This window comes from Priestia sp. YIM B13486 (assembly GCF_042787865.1).
In the GTDB taxonomy this organism is placed as follows: Bacteria; Bacillota; Bacilli; order Bacillales; family Bacillaceae_H; genus Priestia; species Priestia megaterium.
In genome coordinates this window covers 392,462-416,584 of record NZ_JBHZOZ010000001.1, presented here as the reverse complement: position 1 = coordinate 416,584, position 24,123 = coordinate 392,462, and the positions used below count along the sequence as shown (strand labels likewise).

27 protein-coding genes are annotated in these 24,123 nt (G+C 38.5%); 25 read left to right on the top strand and 2 right to left on the bottom strand.

All coding sequences use genetic code 11. From position 1 onward, the window contains the following. The 24 genes from ACFX4G_RS02080 to spo0A all read left to right on the top strand — a co-directional run bounded on the left by ACFX4G_RS02080 (window position 1) and on the right by spo0A (window position 21,079). Window positions 1-1,059: a M24 family metallopeptidase gene (locus tag ACFX4G_RS02080; RefSeq protein ID WP_016765546.1), complete on the top strand. Its 1,059-nt coding sequence runs from the start codon at window positions 1-3 to the stop codon at window positions 1,057-1,059. Window positions 1,060-1,078: 19 nt separating this feature from the next. Then, a complete protein-coding gene (gene efp / locus ACFX4G_RS02075; RefSeq protein ID WP_013059155.1) occupies window positions 1,079-1,636 on the top strand; it encodes an elongation factor P in 558 nt (185 codons plus the stop codon). 139 nt (window positions 1,637-1,775) lie between these two features. Beyond that, on the top strand, window positions 1,776-2,057 hold the full coding sequence (locus ACFX4G_RS02070) for a YqhV family protein (protein WP_013059154.1): 282 nt from the start codon (window positions 1,776-1,778) through the stop codon (window positions 2,055-2,057). A gap of 65 nt (window positions 2,058-2,122) precedes the next feature. Further along, window positions 2,123-3,070: a stage III sporulation protein AA gene (spoIIIAA, locus tag ACFX4G_RS02065; protein ID WP_377572730.1), complete on the top strand. Its 948-nt coding sequence runs from the start codon at window positions 2,123-2,125 to the stop codon at window positions 3,068-3,070. A 6-nt stretch (window positions 3,071-3,076) separates the two neighbouring features. Beyond that, window positions 3,077-3,589 (top strand): stage III sporulation protein SpoIIIAB, encoded by a 513-nt coding sequence (gene spoIIIAB, locus ACFX4G_RS02060; RefSeq protein WP_013059152.1) that lies wholly within the window; start codon window positions 3,077-3,079, stop codon window positions 3,587-3,589. Between the two features lie 19 nt (window positions 3,590-3,608). Continuing rightward, on the top strand, window positions 3,609-3,815 hold the full coding sequence (spoIIIAC, locus tag ACFX4G_RS02055) for a stage III sporulation protein AC (RefSeq protein ID WP_013059151.1): 207 nt from the start codon (window positions 3,609-3,611) through the stop codon (window positions 3,813-3,815). Window positions 3,816-3,835: 20 nt separating this feature from the next. Beyond that, the gene (gene spoIIIAD, locus ACFX4G_RS02050; protein WP_013059150.1) at window positions 3,836-4,219 is read left to right on the top strand and encodes a stage III sporulation protein AD; all 384 of its coding nucleotides are present in this window, start codon (window positions 3,836-3,838) and stop codon (window positions 4,217-4,219) included. A gap of 24 nt (window positions 4,220-4,243) precedes the next feature. Further along, window positions 4,244-5,428: a stage III sporulation protein AE gene (spoIIIAE, locus tag ACFX4G_RS02045; RefSeq protein WP_377572728.1), complete on the top strand. Its 1,185-nt coding sequence runs from the start codon at window positions 4,244-4,246 to the stop codon at window positions 5,426-5,428. Between the two features lie 5 nt (window positions 5,429-5,433). Further along, the gene (gene spoIIIAF / locus ACFX4G_RS02040; protein ID WP_013059148.1) at window positions 5,434-6,054 is read left to right on the top strand and encodes a stage III sporulation protein AF; all 621 of its coding nucleotides are present in this window, start codon (window positions 5,434-5,436) and stop codon (window positions 6,052-6,054) included. Further along, the gene (gene spoIIIAG / locus ACFX4G_RS02035) at window positions 6,051-6,713 is read left to right on the top strand and encodes a stage III sporulation protein AG (RefSeq protein WP_377572726.1); all 663 of its coding nucleotides are present in this window, start codon (window positions 6,051-6,053) and stop codon (window positions 6,711-6,713) included. Before spoIIIAF ends, spoIIIAG begins: the two co-directional genes overlap by 4 nt. A 7-nt stretch (window positions 6,714-6,720) precedes the next feature. Further along, window positions 6,721-7,371 carry a SpoIIIAH-like family protein gene (locus tag ACFX4G_RS02030; RefSeq protein WP_272801048.1) on the top strand — a complete coding sequence of 217 codons (651 nt, stop codon included), beginning with the start codon at window positions 6,721-6,723 and terminating at the stop codon, window positions 7,369-7,371. Window positions 7,372-7,723: 352 nt separating this feature from the next. Then, the gene (gene accB, locus ACFX4G_RS02025) at window positions 7,724-8,230 is read left to right on the top strand and encodes an acetyl-CoA carboxylase biotin carboxyl carrier protein (protein WP_043976256.1); all 507 of its coding nucleotides are present in this window, start codon (window positions 7,724-7,726) and stop codon (window positions 8,228-8,230) included. Between the two features lie 12 nt (window positions 8,231-8,242). Then, entirely contained in the window at window positions 8,243-9,595 is a 1,353-nt protein-coding gene (accC, locus tag ACFX4G_RS02020; protein WP_013084993.1) for an acetyl-CoA carboxylase biotin carboxylase subunit, read from the top strand. A gap of 29 nt (window positions 9,596-9,624) precedes the next feature. Next, window positions 9,625-10,026 carry an Asp23/Gls24 family envelope stress response protein gene (locus ACFX4G_RS02015; protein ID WP_013059143.1) on the top strand — a complete coding sequence of 134 codons (402 nt, stop codon included), beginning with the start codon at window positions 9,625-9,627 and terminating at the stop codon, window positions 10,024-10,026. Between the two features lie 221 nt (window positions 10,027-10,247). Next, complete coding sequence (nusB, locus tag ACFX4G_RS02010) at window positions 10,248-10,640, top strand: transcription antitermination factor NusB (RefSeq protein WP_013059142.1); 393 nt, start codon at window positions 10,248-10,250, stop codon at window positions 10,638-10,640. Window positions 10,641-10,725: 85 nt separating this feature from the next. Further along, window positions 10,726-12,066: an exodeoxyribonuclease VII large subunit gene (gene xseA, locus ACFX4G_RS02005; protein WP_162214963.1), complete on the top strand. Its 1,341-nt coding sequence runs from the start codon at window positions 10,726-10,728 to the stop codon at window positions 12,064-12,066. 3 nt (window positions 12,067-12,069) lie between these two features. Continuing rightward, a complete protein-coding gene (locus tag ACFX4G_RS02000; RefSeq protein ID WP_013059140.1) occupies window positions 12,070-12,303 on the top strand; it encodes an exodeoxyribonuclease VII small subunit in 234 nt (77 codons plus the stop codon). After that, on the top strand, window positions 12,303-13,199 hold the full coding sequence (locus tag ACFX4G_RS01995) for a polyprenyl synthetase family protein (RefSeq protein WP_377572724.1): 897 nt from the start codon (window positions 12,303-12,305) through the stop codon (window positions 13,197-13,199). The genes ACFX4G_RS02000 and ACFX4G_RS01995 overlap by 1 nt, the downstream gene beginning before the upstream one ends. Before the next feature lie 320 nt (window positions 13,200-13,519). After that, on the top strand, window positions 13,520-15,421 hold the full coding sequence (dxs, locus tag ACFX4G_RS01990; RefSeq protein ID WP_377572722.1) for a 1-deoxy-D-xylulose-5-phosphate synthase: 1,902 nt from the start codon (window positions 13,520-13,522) through the stop codon (window positions 15,419-15,421). Continuing rightward, a complete protein-coding gene (locus ACFX4G_RS01985) occupies window positions 15,418-16,245 on the top strand; it encodes a TlyA family RNA methyltransferase (RefSeq protein WP_013084988.1) in 828 nt (275 codons plus the stop codon). The genes dxs and ACFX4G_RS01985 overlap by 4 nt, the downstream gene beginning before the upstream one ends. Window positions 16,246-16,406: 161 nt before the next feature. Continuing rightward, on the top strand, window positions 16,407-16,856 hold the full coding sequence (gene ahrC / locus ACFX4G_RS01980) for a transcriptional regulator AhrC/ArgR (RefSeq protein WP_013059136.1): 450 nt from the start codon (window positions 16,407-16,409) through the stop codon (window positions 16,854-16,856). A 16-nt stretch (window positions 16,857-16,872) separates the two neighbouring features. Beyond that, window positions 16,873-18,600: a DNA repair protein RecN gene (gene recN / locus ACFX4G_RS01975; RefSeq protein WP_028410663.1), complete on the top strand. Its 1,728-nt coding sequence runs from the start codon at window positions 16,873-16,875 to the stop codon at window positions 18,598-18,600. A gap of 182 nt (window positions 18,601-18,782) precedes the next feature. Then, complete coding sequence (gene spoIVB, locus ACFX4G_RS01970; RefSeq protein ID WP_016765539.1) at window positions 18,783-20,063, top strand: SpoIVB peptidase; 1,281 nt, start codon at window positions 18,783-18,785, stop codon at window positions 20,061-20,063. A gap of 227 nt (window positions 20,064-20,290) precedes the next feature. After that, window positions 20,291-21,079 (top strand): sporulation transcription factor Spo0A, encoded by a 789-nt coding sequence (spo0A, locus tag ACFX4G_RS01965; protein ID WP_013059133.1) that lies wholly within the window; start codon window positions 20,291-20,293, stop codon window positions 21,077-21,079. Window positions 21,080-21,469: 390 nt separating this feature from the next. Here the strand turns inward: spo0A and ACFX4G_RS01960 are convergent, their stop codons facing one another. Next, entirely contained in the window at window positions 21,470-22,801 is a 1,332-nt protein-coding gene (locus ACFX4G_RS01960; RefSeq protein WP_013084983.1) for a peptide MFS transporter, read from the bottom strand. A gap of 312 nt (window positions 22,802-23,113) precedes the next feature. Continuing rightward, complete coding sequence (locus ACFX4G_RS01955; RefSeq protein WP_013059130.1) at window positions 23,114-23,266, bottom strand: YycC family protein; 153 nt, start codon at window positions 23,264-23,266, stop codon at window positions 23,114-23,116. 124 nt (window positions 23,267-23,390) lie between these two features. On the opposite strand from ACFX4G_RS01955, the gene ACFX4G_RS01950 reads away from it, so the two are divergent. Beyond that, window positions 23,391-24,119: a glycerophosphodiester phosphodiesterase gene (locus ACFX4G_RS01950; protein ID WP_028410665.1), complete on the top strand. Its 729-nt coding sequence runs from the start codon at window positions 23,391-23,393 to the stop codon at window positions 24,117-24,119. Window positions 24,120-24,123: the final 4 nt, after the last annotated feature.

The window sequence follows — 24,123 nt, the reverse complement described above, 5'->3', positions numbered from 1 at the left end:
ATGAAAATCGAAAAACTACGCGAACAGTTTTCAAAGTTGAATGTGGACGGTGTTGTAATTACAAGTGAATATAACAGGCGCTATATGACCAATTTCACAGGATCTGCTGGTGTCGTTATTATTTCTGAAGACAAAGCGGCATTTGTAACAGATTTTCGTTATGTTGAACAAGCAACTAGTCAAACAGAAGGTTTTGATATCGTTCAGCACAAGGGTCCTATTGTAGAAGAAGTAGCGAATGTAGTGAAACAATTTGGAATTAAAAAGCTTGGTTTTGAACAGAATTATGTTACATATGGACAGCATCAATTATTTGATAAGCATATCGGCGCGGAACTTGTTCCAATCTCGCACGCAATCGAAAACTTACGCTTGATAAAGAGTGACTCAGAGATTAAGATATTAAAGGAAGCTGCAAAAATAGCAGATGCAGCATATGAACATATTTTAACCTTTGTTCGTCCTGGTTTAACAGAGCTTCAAGTATCTAATGAACTGGAGTTCTTTATGAGAAAACAAGGCGCAACATCTTCATCTTTTGATACAATTGTTGCTTCAGGGCATCGCGGGGCTTTACCCCATGGTGTTGCTTCTGACAAAGTCATTGAAAAAGGCGAACTTGTAACGCTTGATTTTGGCGCATACTATAATGGTTACTGTTCAGATATCACACGAACATTTGCCGTCGGTGAAGTAAGTGATAAGCTAAAAGAAATTTATAATGTCGTACTGCAAGCGCAGCTTAACGGAATGAGCGGCATCAAAGCAGGTATGACGGGTAAAGAAGCAGATGCGCTAACGCGTGATTATATTACAGAACACGGATACGGCCAGTATTTTGGACATTCGACCGGTCACGGCGTAGGGTTAGAAGTACATGAAGGCCCATCACTTTCTGTGAAATCTACAGATGTACTGCAGCCAGGTATGATTGTAACCGTTGAACCAGGTATTTACATACCAGACTTAGGGGGCGTTCGTATTGAAGATGATACGATCGTCACAGCAGAAGGTAATGAGGCATTATCGCACTCATCAAAAGAGTTCATTATTTTATAAAATGTAGGAGGATTTCTTCATGATTTCAGTAAATGATTTTCGTACAGGTTTGACAGTAGAAGTAGACGGAGGTATTTGGCGTGTAATGGATTTCCAACACGTAAAGCCTGGTAAAGGCGCTGCATTCGTTCGCTCAAAACTACGTAACCTTCGTACAGGAGCTGTGCAAGAAAAAACGTTCCGTGCAGGTGAAAAAGTAGGGAAAGCCCAAATTGATAACCGTAAAATGCAATATCTATATGCAAGCGGCGATCAGCACGTATTCATGGACAACCAGTCTTATGAGCAATTAGAGCTTCCGGCAAGTGCAATTGAATATGAGCTAAAATTCTTAAAAGAGAATATGGAAGTAGCAATTATGATGTACCAAGGTGAGACATTAGGTGTTGAACTTCCAAACACAGTTGAGCTTAAAGTAACAGAAACTGAACCTGGTATTAAAGGTGACACAGCTTCTGGCGGTACAAAACCGGCAACTGTAGAAACTGGCTTAACAGTAAACGTTCCGTTCTTCGTAAACGAAGGCGACGTATTAATTATCAACACAACAGACAGCAGCTACGTATCACGCGCGTAATTGGATCGTGTAAGCAAGCTGCAAACATACAAAAAAGGCAGAGAATCATTCTCTGCCTTTTTTGTATGTTTTTTTTGTGCTAACTCTTCCTTATTTTGCATAGGTTGTACTAAACAACGCAGAGGTATAGGAGGGGCTTATGAAGCAGTGGTTGGATCATTTAAACGGTACGGTATTAACGATGGCGTGCCTTCGATTTATTTCTTCATTTATTGAGTTTATTGCCGCTATTTTAATTGTCACAAACAATGATGTGAAAAAGGCGTTAATGATTAATGGAATGTTAGCGCTTGTTGGTCCGATTGTAATGGTGAGTTCTTTTACCATAGGTTTAGTGTCCGTAGCCGATCAATTATCTTTTGGGAAATTAATCATGATTGTAGTAGGAGTGCTCTTCATTTTAATCGGTGTTTTTAAATAAAAGGTAGGCATAAAATGGTCAAGCTTATAATACATTGAAGTGAGTTCAAATATGAGGGGATGAATATGTTAAACGAAATACTTGCAATCTTTCCGCCTAATTTAAAAAAGACTGTGGAATTTTATGTCACAAACCATTCTCATGTACTAGAAGAAATTCGAGTGCGCATAGGAAGACCTGTCGAATTTACAATCAACAATCAGCCATATTTCGAATCGTATCTTCCAAGTGCAGAAGATGCTTTATTTATCTTAAATAAATTAAGCCAGTTTTCGATTTATATGATTGAAGAAGAATTGAAAAAAGGATATGTCACCATTGAAGGCGGGCACCGGGTTGGGCTAGCGGGAAAAGTTGTAACAGAAAATGGACAGGTTCGTGTGATTCGAGATGTATCATCCTTTAATATCCGGATTGCTAAACAAAAGATTGGTATTTCGAATCAGCTTATTCCTTTTTTATACAATCGCTATTGGCAAAGTACGGTCATTATAGGACCTCCTCAAACAGGAAAAACAACCATGATTCGCGATTTAGCCAGAGTAATAAGTACTGGCATAGAGCGCTCTAAGATTCCTCCGTTTAAAGTGGGAATTGTAGATGAACGATCAGAAATTGCTGGGGCTGTTAAAGGGGTTCCTCAGCATACATTCGGATTTAGAATGGATTTATTAGATAGCTGTCCGAAAGCTGAAGGCATGATGATGATGATTCGCTCCATGAGCCCCGATGTGCTGATCGTGGATGAAGTGGGAAGTGAAGAAGATTGTAAGGCCGTACTTGAAGCGGTTAATGCTGGCGTTCGTGTCATTATGACTGTTCATGGCTATGACATTGACGATTTAATGAAGCGTCCCACTTTGCAAGCTTTAATGAAACTTCATGTATTCAAAAGGTATGTTGTGCTATCGAACAGCCGAGGTCCTGGAACACTTCAGGCTATCTACGATGAGCACTATAATTTCATGAAAACGTCCGCTGAAAAGTCGCTTATTGAAAATAGTAAAGGGTGATGGTGTATGAAACTGTTTGGTGCCATCTTTATCTTATTTGCTTCCACTTACACAGGATTTGAGTTTGCAAAGCAGCTTAGTGCAAGACCTAGGCAGCTCAGGCAATTAAAAACGGCTCTGAGGTCGTTAGAAGCAGAAATTATGTACAGCAATCGGCCTCTTCAAGAAGTTGCTCATTTGTTATCTCTACAGCTTCCTAATCCTTTGGCTTCTTTATTTAATGAGTTTTCAATGAAATTAAAAGAAGGTACTGAAAGTGTCAAGGAAGCTTGGGAAAAGACGTTGGACCAATTTTGGAAACAAACCGCACTTAAAACGGGAGAACTAGAAATCTTAAAACAATTTGGTGAAACGCTTGGTCAACATGATCGTTATTCGCAGCAAAAGCATATCTTACTGACGCTGAATCATCTTGAACGCGAAGAACAAGATGCAGTTGATAAGCAGAATCGCTATGAAAAAATGGTTAAAAGTTTAGGCTTTCTATCTGGATTGCTACTGGTCATTCTATTGATGTAGCGATAGAGGAGGATTGAATTTGGGAATTGATATGAACACCATTTTTCAGATTGCTGGGATTGGTATCGTCGTAGCTTTTTTAGTCACCGTACTCGAACAGATGGGAAAAAAAGATTACGCGAACTGGGTTACCCTCATCGGTTTTATTTATATTTTATTTATGGTTGCTTCGATTGTAGAGGACTTATTTCAAAAAATCAAATCGGTTTTTTTATTTCAAGGGTAGAGGGGTGAGTTGCCATTGAAATGCTTCAAATTGTGGGCTTAGGGTTAGTAGCTACGTTTTTGGCTCTTATTTTAAAAGAACATAAATCACCTATTGCTTTTTTACTTGTTGTATTCGTGGGATCCGTGATCTTTCTTTTTTTAATTGATCAAATCTACGAAATTATTAAGATGGTCGAGCGGCTGTCGATTAATGCCCACGTTAACATGATTTATGTGGAAACCATTTTGAAAATTATTGGTATCGCCTATATCGCCGAATTTGGTGCTCAAATTACGAAAGATGCAGGGCAAGGTGCCATTGCTTCTAAAATTGAATTAGGTGGAAAAGTGCTGATTCTCTCCATGGCAATTCCTATTTTAACGGTCATTATTGAAACGATTATTTCAATGCTGCCCAATTAATTTTACTTAATATGAGGTGACGAAATGAAGCGGTGGACGTTTAAAGTGAATATACTCGCTCTTCTTTTGTTCCTCTTTTTTTTCTTTCCAGAAAATGTACAAGCTTCCGAACCCCCGAAGCAGCAAGAACTTGTCAATGAACAAATTGATAAGCTCGGTATCGATGAAGTCAAACAGTTTTGGGACGATATTATTACCCAATACGGCGGCTTTTTACCGGAGAGTCAGAAGGGAAGTTTAGTCGATTTTTTAAAAGGAGAAAAAGAGTTCTCTCTTAAAGAATGGCTAGGAGGTCTTGTAAAGTTTTTATTTCATGAAGTATTAGCGAATGGAAAACTCCTCGGTACACTCATTATGCTAACGGTTTTTAGCGTGTTTTTACAAACACTCCAAAGTGCGTTTAATCAGCAAACCGTAAGTAAAGTAGCGTATGCGCTTGTATATATGGTTTTGATTATCATTGCTCTTAATAGTTTTCAAATTGCTATCTCTTATGCAACGGGAGCGATTGAGACCATGACCAAATTCATTTTAGCTCTGGTGCCGCTGCTGCTTGCCTTAATGGCATCATCAGGAGGAGTTGTATCGGCAGCCTTTTTTCATCCGATGATTTTGTTTTTAATGAACACAAGCGGTTTGCTTATTCAATACGTAGTGATGCCGCTGCTTTTTCTTTCAGCACTGCTTAGCATTGTGAGTACGATTTCAGATGAACATAAGGTTACACAGCTTGCTCAGCTGTTGAGAAATATAAGCATTGGCGTGCTCGGAATATTCCTAACTGTTTTTTTAGGAGTGCTGTCCGTTCAAGGGGCTACCTCAGCTGTTGCCGACGGTATTACAATTCGAACGGCAAAGTTTGTCACAGGGAACTTTATACCTGTTGTAGGGCGTGTGTTCACAGATGCGGCTGATACAGTCATCAGTGCCTCGCTTCTATTAAAGAATTCAGTAGGGATTGCTGGAGTAGCAGTCTTACTGTTAATCGTCGCGTTTCCGGCTATTAAAGTGTTAACGCTTGCTTTTATCTATAAGCTAGCAGCAGCTCTTCTTCAACCCATTGGAGGAGGACCGGTTATTTCCTGCTTGAGCATTATCAGTAAAAGCGTCATCTATATTTTTGCGGCGCTTGCGGTTGTCTCGCTTATGTTTTTCTTATGTATAACGGTCATCATTACAGCGAGCAACGTCACAATGATGGTGAGGTGAAGAAATTGCAGGCCTTAACGACGTGGATTACTAATATCGTTCTTTTTATCTTATTAGCTACCATTATTAATTTACTATTGCCCAATTCTAGTTTTCAAAAATATACAAAGCTGGTGGTTGGACTTCTTTTAATGCTGATTATTATTACACCCGTTTTTCAAATTTTCAAAGTGGATGTTAATCAAATGCTGAAATCACTTAGCTTATCATCTATTCGATCCGATCAGCAGGTAGAAAATTCAATAGAAAATCAGAAAAAAGAAATACAAGCTTCACAACGTGCATATATTTTAGAACAAATGGCTGTCCAAATGGAGGCAGATGTAAAAGAGGAGTTGATGGATCAGTATGGTGTAGCAATTGATCGAATTCACATTGAAACAAAAAAGCCGAACGACGAACCTACCGCTGATAATATTAAATCCATTTCAGTTGCCGTAAGTAAAAAAGCATCGGATGATTCCGAGGTTGTTTCAGCTGTGAAAGTTATTTCTATTGATACCTCCACACCGATCGAAACAAACAAACCAACAGAATCCAAGAAATTATCCAACTATTTAGCAGCAAAATGGGATGTAAAACAAGGCCAAGTTGTTGTGAATATGGAGGAGGGAGACACGAAATGAGTCAAAAGCCAGAAAAAGGTGACCCATCATTTTTTCAGCGGTTCTTTTCACTTAAACAGTCATCAACTACGAAGAAACCTTCAAAGTTAATGTATATAGGCATTTTACTAGCTGCAGGCGTTATCTTTATGGTATTTAGCAACTTACTCACAACATCTATGAATTCAGGCGGATTACTAAAGAGTGCAAGCAAAGAAACCAGCGCACCACCGGTATCACAGGATGTTCCCGCTTTTAGCTCTAAAAAGACAACAACAATGACAGGCTATGAAGAGCGGTATGAGGAAGAATTGAAAGATATTTTGGATCAAGTTAGAGGCGTAAGTAAGGTAAAAGTAATTGTGAACCTAGATGCAACAGAATCCAAAATATATGAAAAAAACAGCGTCACAAAATCGCAAACGACCAACGAAACAGACCGTGAAGGAGGGACTCGTAAAGTTGAAGATTCCTCAACAGACGAACAGCTGGTCATTGTAAGAAGTGGAGAACAAGAAAAGCCTGTTGTAGTTAAAACCGAAAAGCCAAAAGTAAGAGGCGTGTTAGTTGTCGCTAAAGGAGCTGATAATATCGAGGTAAAGAAATCTATTATTGAAGCCGTGACAAGAGCGCTCGATATACCAAGTCATAGAGTAGCAGTATTAGCGAAAAAAGGATGAGGGGGAAATGAATATGTTATTAAAAAAGCAAACGGTTTGGTTATTAACAATGTTAAGTTTAGTTGTTGTGTTATCGGTGTATTATATGACAACGCCAGAAAATCCTCAGAGTAATGTTGCGCTAGTAGACAATGAAAAACAGAGCGAAAAGCAGGCTGATGACAAGGCTCCTGCAGAAGATACAAAACAACAGACAGATGAGAAATCAGGAACAAAAGAAGATTCAAAAACTGAAGGTTCAGCAGGAAATGTAAAGAAGGAAACGGCTAAAAATGCAAAAGAATCAGCGGTTGTATCAAGCACAGATAGCGACGAGCTATTTACGGCTCTTCGTTTGGAATTAAATGATGAAAGAAGTCAATTAAAAGAAGAGTATCAAGAAGTAGCTGCATCAAAAAATGTGACGCCTGCGGAAGTAAGCAAGGCGATGGATAAAATTGATGAATTATCAAAGCTTGGGGAAAAAGAAGCCACGCTGGAAACATTAATTAAAGCAAAAGGATACAGTGACGCGCTAGTAAGAGCAGACGGAAAGCAAGTACAAATTACGGTTAAGACAGAAAAACACTCAAAAACAAAAGCAAATCAAATCATTCAGCTTGTCAAAAAAGAAATGGGTCCAAAAGAAGTAGCGGTAGAGTTTCAACCAACTAAATAAAGGGAATAAAAGAAGTGTGAAACAGCCGTAAATTGGGGTTGTTTACACTTCTTTTTTTATGAAATGACTAAAATCTAAGCGAGACGGTAAAAATTTTAACATGGCTTTCTTTTTTTACTTCGGTTATAATAGGTTTCATAATCTTATATTAGTACTAGGTGACAAACGTTTTCATAAGTGTTGTCATCTGTAAAGCTATGTTTCCATTTATAAAACGATAACGCTAAAAAGTTATTATAGAGTAAGTGGAACTTCTTTTTAATGTTTGCCAAACGAATTGAATGGCTGTAGCCATCTGTCGTATTATTAACATTGTAGAGAATTCTATTTTCATGAGGTAGGAGTGTTCAATATGTTAAAAATTCAAGAGATCCGTGAGATCATTAAACTAGTTGATCAATCATCAATCGAGGAGTTCACCTATGAGCACGAAGGCTCCAAAATCAAGATGAAGAAAAAAGACGCAATTGTTTCCAAACAAGCACAGCAAGTAGTGGTTTCGGCACCTGAACAAGCGGCAGTACCTGCACCGCAGGCAGCAGCGGCTCCAGCGCCAGCCCCAGCAGCACAGTCTGCTCAACCAAAAGAAGAACAAGCGGCCCCAGCGGTTGATGAAAGCTTACATAAAATTACATCTCCGATGGTAGGGACTTTCTATGCGTCATCATCGCCAGAATCAGATGTATACGTGACTCCTGGAGATAAAGTACAAAAAGATTCGGTTGTATGTATCGTAGAAGCAATGAAATTATTTAATGAAATCGAAGCAGAAGTTAAAGGTGAAATCGTTGACGTATTAGTTGAAAGTGGACAACTTGTAGAATACGGTCAACCTCTTTTCTTAGTAAAGCCTGAATAAGGAGCGGTAAATATGATTAAAAAGCTATTAATTGCGAATCGAGGAGAAATTGCGGTTCGAATTATTCGAGCGTGTAAAGAGTTAGGTGTAGAATCAGTAGCTGTTCATTCTCAAGCTGATCGCGATTCTTTGCATGTACAATTAGCAGACGAAGCGTATTGTATTGGACCAACGTCATCTAAAGACAGCTATTTAAACTTTACAAACATTATGAGTGTTGCGATGCTAACGGGCTGTGACGCTATTCACCCTGGATACGGCTTTTTAGCTGAAAACGCTGATTTTGCAGAGCTATGCAGAGAGTGTAACGTTACGTTTGTAGGACCAAGTCCTGAAGCCATTAACAAAATGGGAACAAAAGACGTAGCGAGAGAAACGATGCGTGAAGCGGGTGTTCCAATTGTTCCTGGTTCAACTGGAATTGTAGAGTCAGTGGAAGACGGTATGTCAATCGCTAATGATATTGGCTATCCTGTTATTATTAAAGCAACGGCAGGAGGCGGAGGAAAAGGAATCCGCGTTGCGAAAAATGAACAAGAGCTTATTAAAGGTATTACAATTACACAGCAAGAAGCTGCTACAGCTTTCGGTAACCCTGGTGTGTACATTGAAAAGTTCATTGAGGATTTCCGTCACGTTGAGATCCAAGTGTTGGCTGATTCTCATGGGAATACTGTACATTTAGGAGAGCGTGATTGCTCGATTCAACGCCGTCTTCAAAAATTAATTGAAGAAACGCCTTCTCCAGCGTTAGACGAAAAAACGCGTGAATTAATGGGCGACGCTGCTGTTAAAGCTGCTCAAGCCGTTAATTACACAGGAGCCGGAACAGTGGAATTCATTTATGATTACCGTGAAAACAAATTTTACTTCATGGAAATGAATACGCGTATCCAAGTAGAACACCCTGTTACAGAGATGGTGACAGGAGTTGACTTAATTAAAGAACAAATCAAAGTGGCAAATGGTGAAACTTTACCGTTTACGCAAGAAGAAGTGACATTTAACGGATGGGCAATTGAGTGCCGAATCAACGCGGAAAACCCAGAGAAAAACTTTATGCCATCACCAGGTACGATTCAAATGTACTTGCCGCCAGGTGGCTACGGAGTGCGCGTAGACTCTGCTGCATACCCGGGCTATGCAATCCCGCCTTACTATGATTCAATGGTGGCTAAATTGATTGTTCATGCGCCAACTCGTGAGGAAGCTATTGAACGAATGAAGCGGGCGTTAGATGAATTTGTTATCGACGGCGTTGCAACCACTATTCCTTTTCACCAAAAACTATTAAATCATGAAAAATTTGTTAGCGGTGAATTCAACACGAAGTTTCTTGAGCTATATGACGTAATGAATTCTTAGTATAATATAAACTATAGGAGGTGCTGTACATGAATGAAAATCATGTATTAGAAATGGAAGAACACCCAAATTCTCTTGGCAAAGTAGAAATTGCTCCTGAGGTTATTGAAGTCATTGCGGGTATTGCTGCTTCTGAAGTAGAAGGCGTTTCTGCAATGAGAGGAAATTTTGCAGCTGGCGTTGTGGAGAAACTAGGAAAGAAAAACCACGGTAAAGGTGTAAAAGTGGACTTAACAGAAAACGGGATAAAAGTAGACGTATTTTGTATGATGAAGTTTGGAGTGTCTATTCCAAACGTAGCGCAACAAGTACAAGATAACATTCGTCAAGCCCTTAAAAATATGACAGCTATTGATCTCGATGAAGTAAACATTCATATCGTAGGGATTCAGTTTGATACGCAAAAAACTGATATTGAAGAAGTTGAATAAAACAAACGTTGACCTAACGGCTGTTGCTAAAATGGAATAACGTATGATTACTTGTTCCTTTTCAACACAAGCTATGGTAAAGTGAAAAAGACTGTCTCGTCATAAAGACGGTCTTTTTCGTGTTCTACAAACTTCGTCTAAGAACAATGAAGTATCGTATCATAAACTATGCTATTATCTAGGTATACTAGTTGAAGAAGATAAATAAAGGAGCAAAAATAATGAAAAGACATACAGCACGCCAAAAAGCATTACAAGCACTATTTCAGCATGATTTAGGGCAGACCGAGCCAATGGAGGCAATCGGAAATGTTGTACAAAATGAAAAGTCTGATCAATTTTTAGAAAGTCTCGTGCTAGGTGTGGTTGAACATCAGCAAGAAATTGATGAACTTTTACGCAATCATTTAGAAAAATGGACGTTAGATCGTGTAGCTACTGTAGACCGCGTTATCCTACGTATTGCCGTATACGAAATGAAGTATGAAGAAGAAATTCCTACGAGCGTTACGTTAAATGAAGCGATTGAATTAGCGAAAACGTTTGGCGATGATCAATCAAGCAAGTTTATCAATGGCGTATTGTCTAAAGTGTTAACAACTTTATCTAAATAAAGGTTCATCTTGCCAAATCAAGTGACCAAAATGCTTCTCTCCTTTATACAAAGGGGGAGAGGGTGACTGCAAAGGAGGCAAAACGATGAGTGAAGTGCGTTATCTAACCGTTACGGCTCTTACACGATACATTAAGCGCAAGTTTGATGTAGACCCTCACATGCAAGATGTATGGATTAAAGGAGAAATTTCTAACTTTAAACGTCATAGTCGGGGACATATGTATTTCACCTTGAAAGATCAAAATGCTCGTATCGCAGCCGTTATGTTTGCTGGGCATAACCGGCAGCTTAATTTTCAGCCTGAAGAAGGAATGAATGTACTCATTCGAGCTGAAATTTCGGTTTATGAACCAAGCGGAAATTATCAAATGTACGTAAAAGAAATGCAGCCTGATGGCGTTGGAAACTTATACTTGGCCTACGAACAGCTGAAAAAAAAGCTGGAAAAAGAAGGCTTATTTGATCCTGCTAGGAAACGAAAACTGCCGAAGTATCCAACAACAATAGGTGTTATTACATCTCCAACTGGAGCAGCCGTACGTGATATTATTACGACATTAAAGCGCAGATATAACGCGAACATTATTGTTATGCCCGCTCTTGTTCAAGGAGTGAATGCGGCACCGTCTATCATTAAGGCAATTGAAGAAGCAAACCGTCGTAAAGAAGCAGACGTATTGATTGTTGGCCGCGGTGGTGGGTCAATTGAAGAGCTTTGGGCTTTTAACGAAGAAAGCGTTGCTCGTGCAATTTTCACTTCTACTATTCCTGTTATTTCAGCGGTTGGACATGAAACCGATTTTACAATTGCAGATTTTGTAGCAGATCTTCGCGCTCCTACTCCAACGGGTGCTGCGGAATTGGCTGTGCCTCATATCAGTGAAATTACAGAAAGATTGACTCAGCGAAATATCCGTCTTCTTCGTTCGATGAAAGAAATGCTTCAGTCTAGTAGCCGCAGGCTTGAACGATCCCAGAAATCATATGCTTTTCGTTATCCTCAAAAGTTGGTCGAGCAAAAAGAGCAGCAGTTAGATCAGTTGATGGAGCGTTTTTATCGTGAAGGCAGAAGGTACATTGAAGATAAACGGACGAACTACGAGCAGCTAACAGCCGCTTTGTTGCGCAATCACCCCGAGCATCAGTTAATGAAAGCAGCGGAGCGTCAACAGCAGCTGACGAAAATGCTGACAAAAGAGATGCAGCAGCTGCTAAAGCAAAAACAGCTTTTATTTGCAACGGCAACGTCAAAATTACATACGCTTAGTCCATTAAAAACAATGGAAAGAGGCTACAGCTTAGTATACGATAAAGAAAAAGAGTTAATTAAATCAACCAAACAAGTATCCAAAGGCGATATGGTAAACGTTCGTTTGACCGATGGACAGTTGCAGTGTGAAGTTTCGAAAATAGAGGAGCGATGAAAAATGGCGACAAATAAAGAGTATACGTTTGAAGAGGCGATGGAGCAGTTAGAAACCATCGTAAACAAGCTAGAAGAAGGCGACGTGCCTTTAGAAGAAGCAATTCAACAATTCCAAGAAGGAATGACTCTTTCAAAATTCTGTCACGATCGTCTTCAGCATATTGAAAAGCAAATGGAAACTATTTTACGTGAAGACGGAACGCTTGAGCCATTCTCGGTGCAGGAGGAAGAGTAATGGTGAATGAAATGAATTTAAAAGAGTATATTTCTTTTACAAAAGATCGAGTAGAAACACGCTTGCCTGAAGTGGTAAAAGCATTACATGCTCCGGTTAACTTAAAGGAATCCATGCTTTACTCGCTTACGGCAGGAGGAAAGCGACTTCGCCCAGTGCTGTTGTTTGCCACGCTACATGCGTTTGGAAAAGACGAGAGCATGGGATTAGAAACAGCATGTGCAGTGGAAATGATTCATACATATTCTCTCATTCACGATGATTTACCTAGCATGGATGATGACGACTTAAGAAGAGGTAAACCAACGAATCACAAGGTGTACGGCGAAGCAACCGCTATATTAGCTGGAGATGCTCTTTTAACAAATAGCTTTCAGCTCATTTCTGAAGCGGCACATCCTGAGATTACATCACATATGAAGCTTCAGCTCATTACAGAACTGGTAAAAGCAAGCGGAACAGAAGGTATGATCAGCGGACAGGTTGCGGATATGGAAGGCGAAAAAAAGCAGCTCATGCTAGATGAGCTTGAATATATTCACCTTCACAAAACGGGGAAGCTGCTAGGGTTTTGTGTAAAAGCAGGAGCTATTCTTGCAAAAGCTACGCCTTTACAGCAAGAATTATTAGAAGAATTCAGTAAGCATGTAGGGTTAGCGTTTCAAATTCAAGATGATATCTTGGATGTGGAAGGGTCTGAAGAAAAATTAGGAAAGCCAATTGGTAGTGATACAGAAAATGAAAAAACGACATATCCTTCTTTATTAGGTATGGAAGCGGCCAAAGAAAAGTTACAGTATCATGTTGAACAAGCACTTCTCTCGTTACGTCAAGCTCAAATTAAGCACGGATTACTAGAAGAAATTTGTTTATATATAGCAAAACGTGATAGTTAATGACGATCTCTGTCAGGTTTTTTGAGTGATACAGTAAAATAAGATTGAGTCCCAATAGGGGCTATGCTATAATGATTTTACTACTGTATAAAAGCGTAGTGCATAGGTTTGAAAGACATATACAATATCTTGGTGGCCGTTATCACATTTGTGTTAGCGGCTATTTTTTCACTGTTTTCCTTTGAATATCGCTGGTTTACTGATAGAATATCAAAGGTATTGTAAGTAATAAGGAAATACTAAAAATTGACTATACGTATAAAACAATAGACAATGTATTAAGGTAACTTTATAACAAGTACGAAAGTGAGTGATCCACCTTGGATCTTACAACGATAAAAAATCCTGAGTTTTTAAAGAAAATGTCAGTAACACAATTAGAAGAACTAAGTGAAGAGATTCGTCGTTTTTTAATTACAAAGCTTTCTGCAACTGGCGGTCATATAGGGCCGAATTTGGGGGTTGTTGAGTTAACGCTTGCACTCCATAAAGTATTTGACAGCCCAAAAGATAAATTTTTATGGGACGTGGGGCATCAGTCGTATGTCCATAAAATTTTAACAGGACGAGCGAGAGAGTTTGATACAATCCGTCAATATAAAGGATTATGCGGTTTTCCAAAGCGTGACGAAAGTGAACATGATGTATGGGAAACGGGACATAGTTCTACATCTCTTTCAGCCGCAATGGGAATGGCTGCTGCAAGAGATTTGCAAAAAACAAAAGCTCATATTGTTCCCATCATTGGTGACGGAGCTTTAACAGGTGGTATGGCTCTTGAAGCGCTTAACCACATCGGGCACGAGCAAACGGATATGACCGTTATTTTAAATGACAATGAAATGTCTATCGCTCCTAACGTGGGAGCTGTACACAGTATTCTAGGACGTTTGCGCACGGCAGGCAAATACAACTGGGTAAAAGATGAGCTTGAAGTCTTGCTGAAAAAAGTGCCTGCAGTAGGCGGTAAGCTTGCGGCAACGGCAGAACGTGTAAAAGATGGTCTAAAGTATATGGTCGTGTCAGGCATGTTCTTTGAAGATCTTGGCTTTACGTATTTAGGCCCAGTTGATGGCCATAGCTATGATGATTTATTGGAAACGTTACAATATGCAAAGAAAACAAAAGGTCCCGTGCTGATTCACGTTATTACGAAAAAAGGGAAAGGCTACTTGCCGGCGGAAAGCGATAAAAGCGGAGCATGGCATGGTACAGGCCCTTACAAAATTGAATCCGGTGACTTTATTAAAGACAAAAATGTTCCGATTGCTTGGAGTAAACTAGTAAGTGATACGGTATTGAAGATGGCTAGGGAAGATGATCGCATTGTAGCCGTAACACCAGCAATGCCTGTGGGTTCAAAACTCGAAGCATTTCAAAAAGAGTTTCCGCATCGCATGTTTGATGTTGGGATTGCAGAGCAGCATGCAACAACAATGGCAGCAGGTCTTGCAACTCAAAATATGAAGCCCTTTTTAGCTATTTATTCTACGTTTTTACAGCGTGCATACGATCAAGTGGTTCATGATATTTGCCGTCAGAAGCTAAATGTATTTATTGGGATTGATCGCGCTGGGCTAGTAGGTGCTGATGGTGAAACGCATCAAGGCGTGTTTGATATTGCATTCTTACGTCATTTGCCTAACCTTGTTATTATGATGCCAAAAGATGAGAATGAAGGCCAGCACATGGTTCACACTGCTTTGACTTATGAAGAAGGTCCTATTGCTATGCGCTATGCTAGAGGAAACGGATTAGGTGTTGAACTAGATTCAGAATTGAAAAACATTCCGATCGGTACATGGGACGTATTAAAAGAAGGTTCAGATACAACCATTTTAACGTTTGGTACAACGGTTTCAATGGCGATGGATGCAGCAGCAGAACTTGAGAAGCAAGGAATCAGCGTCAAAGTGGTAAATGCTCGTTTTATTAAACCGTTGGATGAAAAAATGCTTCATGAGATTTTCCAAACTAGTAAGCCTGTGATTACGGTAGAAGAAGCGGTACTTCAAGGCGGTTTTGGAAGCGCGGTGTTAGAGTTTGCATCAGAGCACGGCTATTATGATACGCGCGTTGAACGTATGGGGATTCCAGATCGCTTTATCGAGCACGGCAGCGTAACAAAACTTTTAGAAGAAATTGGCTTAACCAAAGAAGAGATTATAAATCGAGTTAAAAAACTCGTAACACCAACACAAAAGAGGCTTGAAGTTAAGTGACAAAAAAAGAACGAGTAGATGTATTATTAGTAGAACGAGGTTTGATTGAAACAAGAGAAAAAGCAAAGCGTACAGTGATGGCAGGACTCGTTTATGCGAATGAAGTCCGTTTGGATAAGCCGGGAGAGAAAATTGAACGCGATACGCCGCTGACAATTAAAGGTGCAGTGATGCCTTACGTCAGCAGAGGCGGCTTTAAGCTTGAAAAAGCGATTAAAGAATTTAATGTCCATGTAGCGGATAAAATCATGATTGATATTGGTTCTTCTACTGGAGGCTTTACCGATTGTGCGCTTCAAAATGGAGCGAAGATGTCCTATGCGCTAGACGTAGGCTATAATCAGCTAGCTTGGAAGCTTCGTCAAGATGAACGAGTAGAAGTAATGGAACGAACCAATTTCCGTTATGTGACGCCAGCTGATTTATCAAGAGGCTTGCCTGAATTCGCTTCTATTGATGTATCATTTATTTCCTTAAGACTCATTCTTCCTGTGTTAAAAACACTTCTTGTTCCACACAGCGATGTTGTTGCGCTCGTTAAGCCACAGTTTGAGGCTGGAAGAGAGCAAGTTGGGAAAAAAGGAATCGTGCGTGATTCAAAAGTGCATGAAGAAGTTCTTCAAGGCATGGTGGATTTCTCCCTTCGTCAAGGATACGATGTATATAACATGTCGTATTCACCGATAACGGGAGGAGATGGAAATATCGAATTTCTTCTCCACCTGCGCTGGAAAGGCGAGCGTGAACTTGGTGAAAATCAAGCTCCGCTTACTGTGAGCGAAGTAGTCGAAGAAGCACATAAGACGTTAAAAGAGAAAAAGTAATAATGGCCAATGTTAAGCAAAGACTTAGCATTGGCGATTTGATTATGACTCTTTATACAAAAGGTGCATAATCAAGTTGAACACATTATGATACTTAATTAGTGAAAGACTTATAAACAACAAAACAAAAAGAAGATTACATATTAATGTGAGGTGCCAACATGAATAAAGGGCAAAGACATATTAAAATTCGTGATATTATCACGAATAATGATATTGAAACACAGGATGAATTGGTAGATATTTTAAAAAACCAAGGTTTTAATGTAACACAGGCAACAATCTCTCGTGATATTAAAGAACTGCACTTAGTCAAAGTGCCTTTGATGGACGGTCGATACAAATACAGCTTGCCTGCAGATCAGCGTTTTAATCCCTTACAAAAGTTAAAGCGCTCTCTTATGGACGCATTTGTAAAAATTGATTCAGCGGGGCATATGTTGGTGATGAAAACATTACCGGGAAATGCAAATGCGATTGGCGCATTAATTGATCATTTGGATTGGGATGAAATATTAGGAACAATTTGTGGAGACGATACATGTTTGATTATTTGCCGTACTCCTGAAGATACGCAAATTATATCAGACCGATTCTTAGAAATGTTATAAAGGTGAGTGAAGCAGGTTGTTAGCTGAATTATCCATTAAAAACTTTGCGATTATTGATGAACTTTCTGTTTCATTTGAAAAAGGCTTAACGGTATTAACAGGCGAAACAGGAGCGGGGAAATCGATTATTATTGATGCCATTTCATTGTTAGTAGGTGGAAGAGGCTCTTCGGAGTTTGTACGCCACGGAACAGACAGAGCCGAAATTGAAGGACTTTTCTTATTTGATGAAGAACAGCATCCGAGTCACGAAAAAGCCAAACAAGTCGGTTTGGAAGTGGAAGATGGAATGATTGTGCTTCGCCGAGATATCACTACAAATGGGAAAAGTATTTGCCGCATCAACGGTAAGCTCGTAACGTTAGCTATCCTACGTGAAGTTGGACAGACGTTAATTGATATACATGGACAGCACGAGCACCAAGATTTAATGAATCAAGATCGTCACTTAACTCTTCTTGATCAATATGGAGGAGAAAAAGTAGAAGAGGCTTTGACGGAGTATCGAGAGGTATTTTCTAGGTATACATCGCTAAAAAAGCAGCTTGATCAATTAACTGAAAATGAACAGCAGATGGCACATCGCCTCGATCTTATTCAATTTCAATTAGATGAAATCAAAGCGGCAAATTTGCAGCTGAACGAAGACGAGGAACTAAATGAAGAGCGTTTGAAGATTTCTAACTTTGAAAAGATCTATACGTCGCTAAACGATGCGTACAATGCCCTGCACGGTGAACACCAAGGTTTAGATTGGGTCGGTGTAGCAATGAATCATACGGAGGATATTTCGTCACTGGAAAAAAACTATGCCGAAATTTCTGAGATCATTTCATCGAGCTTCTATCAGCTAGAAGACGCATCTTATAAAATTCGTCAGCAGCTTGATTTATTAGAATTTGATCCCAAACGCTTAGACTTTATTGAAGCGCGTTTAAATGAAATTAATCACTTAAAGCGTAAATACGGTCAAAGTGTAGATGAAATTCTAGAATATGCAGCGCAAATTGAAGATGAAATTGATCGTATTGAAAATCGAGATACGCATGTGAGCAAGATCAAAGAAGAGTTAAACAGTGTAGCACAGGATTTATTAGTAGAAGCTAATAACGTTTCAGCTATTCGAAAAAAACTTGCTCAGGAGTTAACGGACAGTATCCATCATGAGCTTCAAGAACTGTATATGGCTAAGACCGTATTTCAAATTAAATTCTCTGTTGTAAATGCAGGTAAAAATGACGTTGAAGTAAATGGAGAAAGAATAAAATTCACCAAAGACGGTATTGACAACGTAGAATTTTATATTTCTACCAATCCTGGTGAACCTTTAAAGCCTCTTGCAAAAGTAGCATCAGGAGGAGAACTGTCAAGAATTATGCTGGCGTTAAAAAGCATCTTCTCTAAGCATCAAGGCGTGACGTCCATTATCTTTGACGAAGTTGATACAGGCGTAAGTGGAAGAGTAGCTCAATCGATCGGTGAAAAAATACATGCTATTTCTGTTGATTCACAAGTTCTCTGTATATCTCATCTGCCTCAGGTAGCAGCGATGGCAGATACTCATCTCTTTATTGCTAAAGAGATAAAAGGTGATCGTACAACGACGTCTGTTCTTCCGTTAACTGTTGATGAAAAAGTAAAAGAAATTGGTCGAATGATTGCAGGAGCTGAAATTACAAGCTTAACGAAGGAACATGCCAAAGAGCTTTTAGATTTAGCGGATAAGATGAAGCACACCATTTAAAAAAACACCTTTTAACACGTAACAGTATGTGTTAAAGGTGTTTTTTTATACAAAATGGAGGAACTGAAAATGTTTCCTTGCACTTCTTTTCATTTTTCTCTGAACTTCTGTTATAAATGCGCTCTAAGAAGGCTAAATTAAATGTGTAGCCATTTAGGCGAGGAAGCGAGGAGAGTGAAAACATGCAAAATCGATACAGACATATAATTGGTGCGATTCTCCTTGTTTCGTTCATTTTTGTAGGATTTATTCCAGTTGTGCAACAATATATACACATTCCAAAACAAATCGTCTTATTTGAACAGCAAAAAGAAAAAATTAATACGACATTACCGCTTAGCGTAGAAGCTTCATCACCTGTTTACGATGTAACAAGTAACAAGGCGAAGCTGACCGTAGCAGGCAAACAAGTAGGCAAAGAAGAGTTGATGCTTCATTTGGCCGGTATTCCTGTAAAGCGTGTAGACGTGCAGGTATTATCTGATTTTAAAGTCATTCCAGGTGGACAATCAATCGGTGTGAAATTAAATTCAAAAGGTGTTCTTGTTGTAGGCTATCATCAAGTAGATACAGCAAAAGGTAAAAGATCTCCTGGCGAAATTGCGGGTATTCAAGTTGGAGATATGATTACGAAGATTAATGGTAAAACCATTGAAAAAATGAGTGATATTACACCGTTTATTCAGCAGGCAGGAAAAACGGGTGAACCATTAAATCTGCATATTTTAAGAGAAAAAAAGCAGTTTGACACTAAGCTATATCCGTTAAAAGATAAGCAAGATTATGCTTACAGAATCGGTTTATATATCCGTGATTCAGCTGCAGGAATTGGCACAATGACTTTTTATGATCCAAAATCTAAAAAATACGGCGCTTTAGGTCATGTTATTTCGGATATGGATACAAAAAAGCCAATCGTAGTAGAAGATGGACAAATTGTCCGTTCGACCGTTACATCAATTGAAAAAGGTTCTAACGGCGTTCCCGGCGAAAAGCTAGCAAGGTTTTCTGAAGATAGACAAATCATTGGAAATATTACACGAAATAGTCCTTTTGGTATTTTTGGAAAATTGTCTTCAACGATGGAAAATGGAATAATGGATAAAGCAATGCCAATTGCCCTATCTCATCAAGTAAAAGAAGGACCGGCTAAAATTCTAACGGTAGTAGATGATGATCAAGTAGAAGAATTTGATATTGAAATTATGAGTACTATACCTCAAAAGTTTCCGGCTACTAAAGGAATGGTTATTAAAATTACAGATCCTAAATTGCTAAAGAAAACAGGTGGAATTGTTCAAGGAATGAGCGGGAGCCCGATTATTCAAAACGGTAAAGTCGTTGGAGCGGTTACCCATGTTTTTGTAAATGATCCTACCTCGGGTTACGGTGTCCATATTGAATGGATGCTTAACGAAGCAGGAATCGATATTTATAAAAATAATCGAAAAAAAGCGAGCTAATGTTGTCATTAGTTCGCTTTTTTTGATAAAAATTATTGTCGTAAATGTAAGAGAAAAACGTCGAAAAACAAAGAAAATAAGAGAAAATCGAATAAATTCCATTTAAAAGACTTTTTTCTAAAAAAATAAAGGAAATAATGTTGCATTGTCGAATTTGTCCTTTAGAATAAAGAATAGAGACACGTAGGAAACGACGTATAACATAAAGGACTGAGGAGGAAGCTGCATTGAAAAAAATTAAAGTATGCTTGGTTGATGATAATCGGGAACTAATTGGTTTGCTTGAAGATTATATTTCAGAGCAAGAAGACATGGAAGTAATCGGAGTAGCTTACAATGGACAAGAGTGTTTATCCATTTTAAAAGATAAAAATCCGGATGTTCTTGTATTAGACATTATTATGCCGCATCTAGATGGATTAGCAGTTTTAGGTCAGTTAAAAGAAATGAAAAAAGAAAATTATCCAAATGTCATTATGCTAACAGCATTTGGGCAAGAAGACGTAACGAAAAAAGCGGTTGATTTAGGAGCTGCTTATTTTATTCTAAAGCCGTTTGATATGGAAAACTTAGTGAATCATATTCGTCAAGTTAGCGGACAAACATCTTCATTTATGCAACGTTCATCTTCTTCCATGCGTTCACATCGCGACAGCAAACCAGCAAATTTAGATGCAAGCATTACGAGCATCATTCACGAAATTGGTGTACCTGCTCATATCAAAGGCTATTTGTATTTGAGAGAAGCCATTTCAATGGTATATAAGGATATTGAGCTGCTTGGGTCGATTACAAAAGTACTGTATCCTGATATTGCAAAAAAATATAATACAACGGCAAGCCGCGTTGAGCGCGCCATTCGTCATGCCATTGAAGTAGCATGGAGCCGAGGAAACATTGATTCCATTTCTTCATTATTCGGGTATACTGTCAGCATGTCAAAAGCGAAGCCGACAAACAGTGAATTTATCGCCATGGTTGCGGATAAATTACGCCTTGAACATAAAGCGAGTTGAAAGGGATAGGACTGCTGGAATTACGGGGTTTTGAGTGAGCTGATACCTTTTGTAATACAGAGTACATGCCGATAAATCTTTGGAATTTACACTAGATAGTAAACTAAAAACCAATAAACTTTTTACTGCAGGGCCGATGAATTTTACTCATTCATTGGTCTTTTTATTTTGTTTTAAGAGGTGAAAATATTGAGGTTAATGGAACGTGCATCTTGTTTTTCTTCATATCCATAGTGGAGTATTTTATTGAAATAATTTATTTAATTGTTATGAGGGTTTTGTGTTTGAAAGAAGATTTAGAAGATGTATTGAAAAATTCATGTCCATATTTTAAATGGGGTATAGATAAGTAAATTATAAAAAAGCAGCCTTCAGAAAAGGCTGCTTTTTTTAATCCATTAATTTAGCAATCGGTTTTGAAAGGAACAGAACAATAATTCCAAGTACAATTGTTACAGCTCCGATTAAGCTGAAGATATCGAAATAACCTAAAGACTGTGTATAAGATGCAAGAACACCCGCTAGCTTATTAGCGACAGCAGAGCTTGCCATCCATACGCCCATTAAAAGAGAAGCAAGCTTTAATGGAGCCAGTCTACTTACCATAGACAGCCCTACTGGCGAAATCATAAGCTCAGCTAGCGTGTGCAGGAAGTAAGTGAAAATCATGAACAGGATATTTACTTTTAAAGCTGGGTCATTACCAGTATACATAACGGCTGGAATTAAAATTAAGAATCCTAATCCCACTGTCACAAGTCCCATACCCATTTTTGTTGGCGTTTTGAAATCACCGCGTTTTGAATTTCCGAGCTTGTACCAAACTAGTGACATAATTGGTGCTAAAATCATGATAAACAGCGGATTCAATGATTGGAACCACTCTGTTGGAACCGTGAAACTACCTATTTGACGATTAATTTGATCTTGAGCATATAGCGTTAAAGAACTTCCGGCCTGTTCAAAAGCTGTCCAGAAAGCAATAACAACGAAGGCTAGAATAACGATAGCAACCGTTCTTTTCTTTTCTCGTGCTGACAGCGGAGCAGTTGATGTTTGAGATGCCGCTGCGTGAACTTTTCCTGTAGGCTCTTTCCCAATATCACCTAAGTAGCGATTAGCCAGTAGGTTAAATAAAATTTGTCCAACAACCATTCCGATAGCTGCTGTTAAAAATCCGTATTTGTAACTCATTAATCCAACAACTAACGGTGCGAAAAATGCACCAAAGTTAATACCCATATAAAAAATGGTAAAAGCACCGTCACGGCGAGGATCATTTTCTTCATAGAGATCTCCGACCAATGTGGAGATATTTGGTTTGAAAAATCCGTTTCCGATAATTAATAAAGCAAGTCCGATATACAAAGCGGCTACACTTTGATGAATGAAGATGGAAAAATTCCCGAGTGCCATAATCACACCACCGATAGTGATGGCTAGCCTTCTTCCGAGGAAGCGGTCTGTTAAATATCCGCCAATCATCGGCGTAATGTAAACAGCACTAGTGAATGTTCCATATAAGCTCAGTGCAGTTGCTTTATCTACCCCTAGTCCACCTTGAGCAGCGGTAGCAGTTAAATAAAGAACCAGAATGGCTCTCATTCCATAATAACTAAATCTTTCCCATGCCTCAGTAGCGAATAATAAGTACAGTCCAGGAGGGTGTTTTTTCCTAGACCCATTTGGTTGCTGATTTTCGTGTTGTACAGCTGCTTGCATAATGAAGTCCCCCTAAATTTTTCTCATACTATTTAATTCTTTTGTTTGAATTAATCAAAAAATCAGAATATAAGTACTGGAATAAATATAATGTCTTTTTATTTTAGTAGAAAAATAATAATTTCGTCAATGAAATTATATGGAAAAATCAAAAAATAATTAAATATACACAAAAAAGTATTAAATTACTTATTTAAAAGCATTTTTAAAAATACATTTATATTATTAAATATTCTAATATATGTTATGGGGAATGAAATGAGAAGGTAATACTATTTTTGGAAATGAAAATTCAAAAGAAAAAAGGATCTGTTATTCAGATCCTTTTTTATCTTCGCTCGCATTTAATTCAGCAAGTTTCTGCAGCAAAATATGCTGAGGCATATGCATTAATTGCTCGAGGGGGATATTTAATTGTTCCGCTAATTTTACGGCTGTATCCGGTGAAATTTGCAGTGGTCTCATACACAACAACCTCCTTTTGCATATAAAGTAATGAAAGTAAAAAAGTATAAACAGTAAATTCGTGCTTTCACTATTAAGTAATGCTAAAGTTAATAATAAGTGATAATAGAGGAGTTGAGCAAGTATGTTTGTAATAGGTCATCGCGGCGCAGCTGGAACGTTTCCTGAAAATACGATGATTTCCTTCAAAGAAGCAGCGAGAGTTGGAGCACACGGAATTGAACTTGATGTGCATATGACAAAGGATGGAGAACTTGCTGTAATTCATGATGAAAAAGTAGATCGAACGACGAATGGAAAAGGGTATGTAAAAGATTTTACGTATCAAGATTTAAAAAAATTAGATGCGAGCTATAAGTTCAAAAAAAAGTATGGAGTATGTAAAATCCCCACGTTAAATGAAGTAATGGAGTGGGCTTCAAGTGAAGGAATTAGCGTGAATATTGAGTTGAAAAACAATATATTTGACTATCCATACTTGGAAATGAAAGTCTTGGATTTAATTTATTTATACAAGATGAAGGATCGAACGATGATTTCATCTTTTAATCATAACAGCTTAGCCCGAATTGGTTCTCTGGATTCTACGATTGAAACAGCTATTTTATATTCTTATCCGATGTATGAGCCTTGGGTATATGCGCAGCATCTTGGCGCAAAAGCTCTTCACCCTAATCAGCGTACCGTTAATGAAGTAAATGTAGCGGCTTCAAAAGATTGTCAAATTCCAGTGCGACCTTACACAGTAAATGATGTAAAAGTAGCTGAGCAGCTTCGAAAATATGGATGTGAATCCGTTATTACCGATTATCCAGAAAAAATGGTGAAGCAATTTGGAGGACGCTTTTCGTAAAAAA

Excerpts from the sequence above, each read along its gene's own strand:
- spoIIIAG (WP_377572726.1), top strand. The coding sequence starts at position 6,051 with ATGAGTCAAAAGCCAGAAAAAGGTGACCCATCATTTTTTCAGCGGTTC.
- ahrC (WP_013059136.1), top strand. The coding sequence starts at position 16,407 with ATGAATAAAGGGCAAAGACATATTAAAATTCGTGATATTATCACGAAT.
- ACFX4G_RS01960 (WP_013084983.1), bottom strand. The coding sequence starts at position 22,801 with ATGCAAGCAGCTGTACAACACGAAAATCAGCAACCAAATGGGTCTAGG.
- nusB (WP_013059142.1), top strand. The coding sequence starts at position 10,248 with ATGAAAAGACATACAGCACGCCAAAAAGCATTACAAGCACTATTTCAG.
- ACFX4G_RS01950 (WP_028410665.1), top strand. The coding sequence starts at position 23,391 with ATGTTTGTAATAGGTCATCGCGGCGCAGCTGGAACGTTTCCTGAAAAT.
- ACFX4G_RS02015 (WP_013059143.1), top strand. The coding sequence starts at position 9,625 with ATGAATGAAAATCATGTATTAGAAATGGAAGAACACCCAAATTCTCTT.
- spoIVB (WP_016765539.1), top strand. The coding sequence starts at position 18,783 with ATGCAAAATCGATACAGACATATAATTGGTGCGATTCTCCTTGTTTCG.
- ACFX4G_RS01955 (WP_013059130.1), bottom strand. The coding sequence starts at position 23,266 with ATGAGACCACTGCAAATTTCACCGGATACAGCCGTAAAATTAGCGGAA.
- ACFX4G_RS01995 (WP_377572724.1), top strand. The coding sequence starts at position 12,303 with ATGGTGAATGAAATGAATTTAAAAGAGTATATTTCTTTTACAAAAGAT.
- xseA (WP_162214963.1), top strand. The coding sequence starts at position 10,726 with ATGAGTGAAGTGCGTTATCTAACCGTTACGGCTCTTACACGATACATT.
- spoIIIAD (WP_013059150.1), top strand. The coding sequence starts at position 3,836 with ATGCTTCAAATTGTGGGCTTAGGGTTAGTAGCTACGTTTTTGGCTCTT.
- ACFX4G_RS02000 (WP_013059140.1), top strand. The coding sequence starts at position 12,070 with ATGGCGACAAATAAAGAGTATACGTTTGAAGAGGCGATGGAGCAGTTA.
- spoIIIAE (WP_377572728.1), top strand. The coding sequence starts at position 4,244 with ATGAAGCGGTGGACGTTTAAAGTGAATATACTCGCTCTTCTTTTGTTC.
- ACFX4G_RS02080 (WP_016765546.1), top strand. The coding sequence starts at position 1 with ATGAAAATCGAAAAACTACGCGAACAGTTTTCAAAGTTGAATGTGGAC.
- efp (WP_013059155.1), top strand. The coding sequence starts at position 1,079 with ATGATTTCAGTAAATGATTTTCGTACAGGTTTGACAGTAGAAGTAGAC.
- ACFX4G_RS02070 (WP_013059154.1), top strand. The coding sequence starts at position 1,776 with ATGAAGCAGTGGTTGGATCATTTAAACGGTACGGTATTAACGATGGCG.
- spoIIIAB (WP_013059152.1), top strand. The coding sequence starts at position 3,077 with ATGAAACTGTTTGGTGCCATCTTTATCTTATTTGCTTCCACTTACACA.
- spoIIIAA (WP_377572730.1), top strand. The coding sequence starts at position 2,123 with ATGTTAAACGAAATACTTGCAATCTTTCCGCCTAATTTAAAAAAGACT.
- accB (WP_043976256.1), top strand. The coding sequence starts at position 7,724 with ATGTTAAAAATTCAAGAGATCCGTGAGATCATTAAACTAGTTGATCAA.
- accC (WP_013084993.1), top strand. The coding sequence starts at position 8,243 with ATGATTAAAAAGCTATTAATTGCGAATCGAGGAGAAATTGCGGTTCGA.
- ACFX4G_RS02030 (WP_272801048.1), top strand. The coding sequence starts at position 6,721 with ATGAATATGTTATTAAAAAAGCAAACGGTTTGGTTATTAACAATGTTA.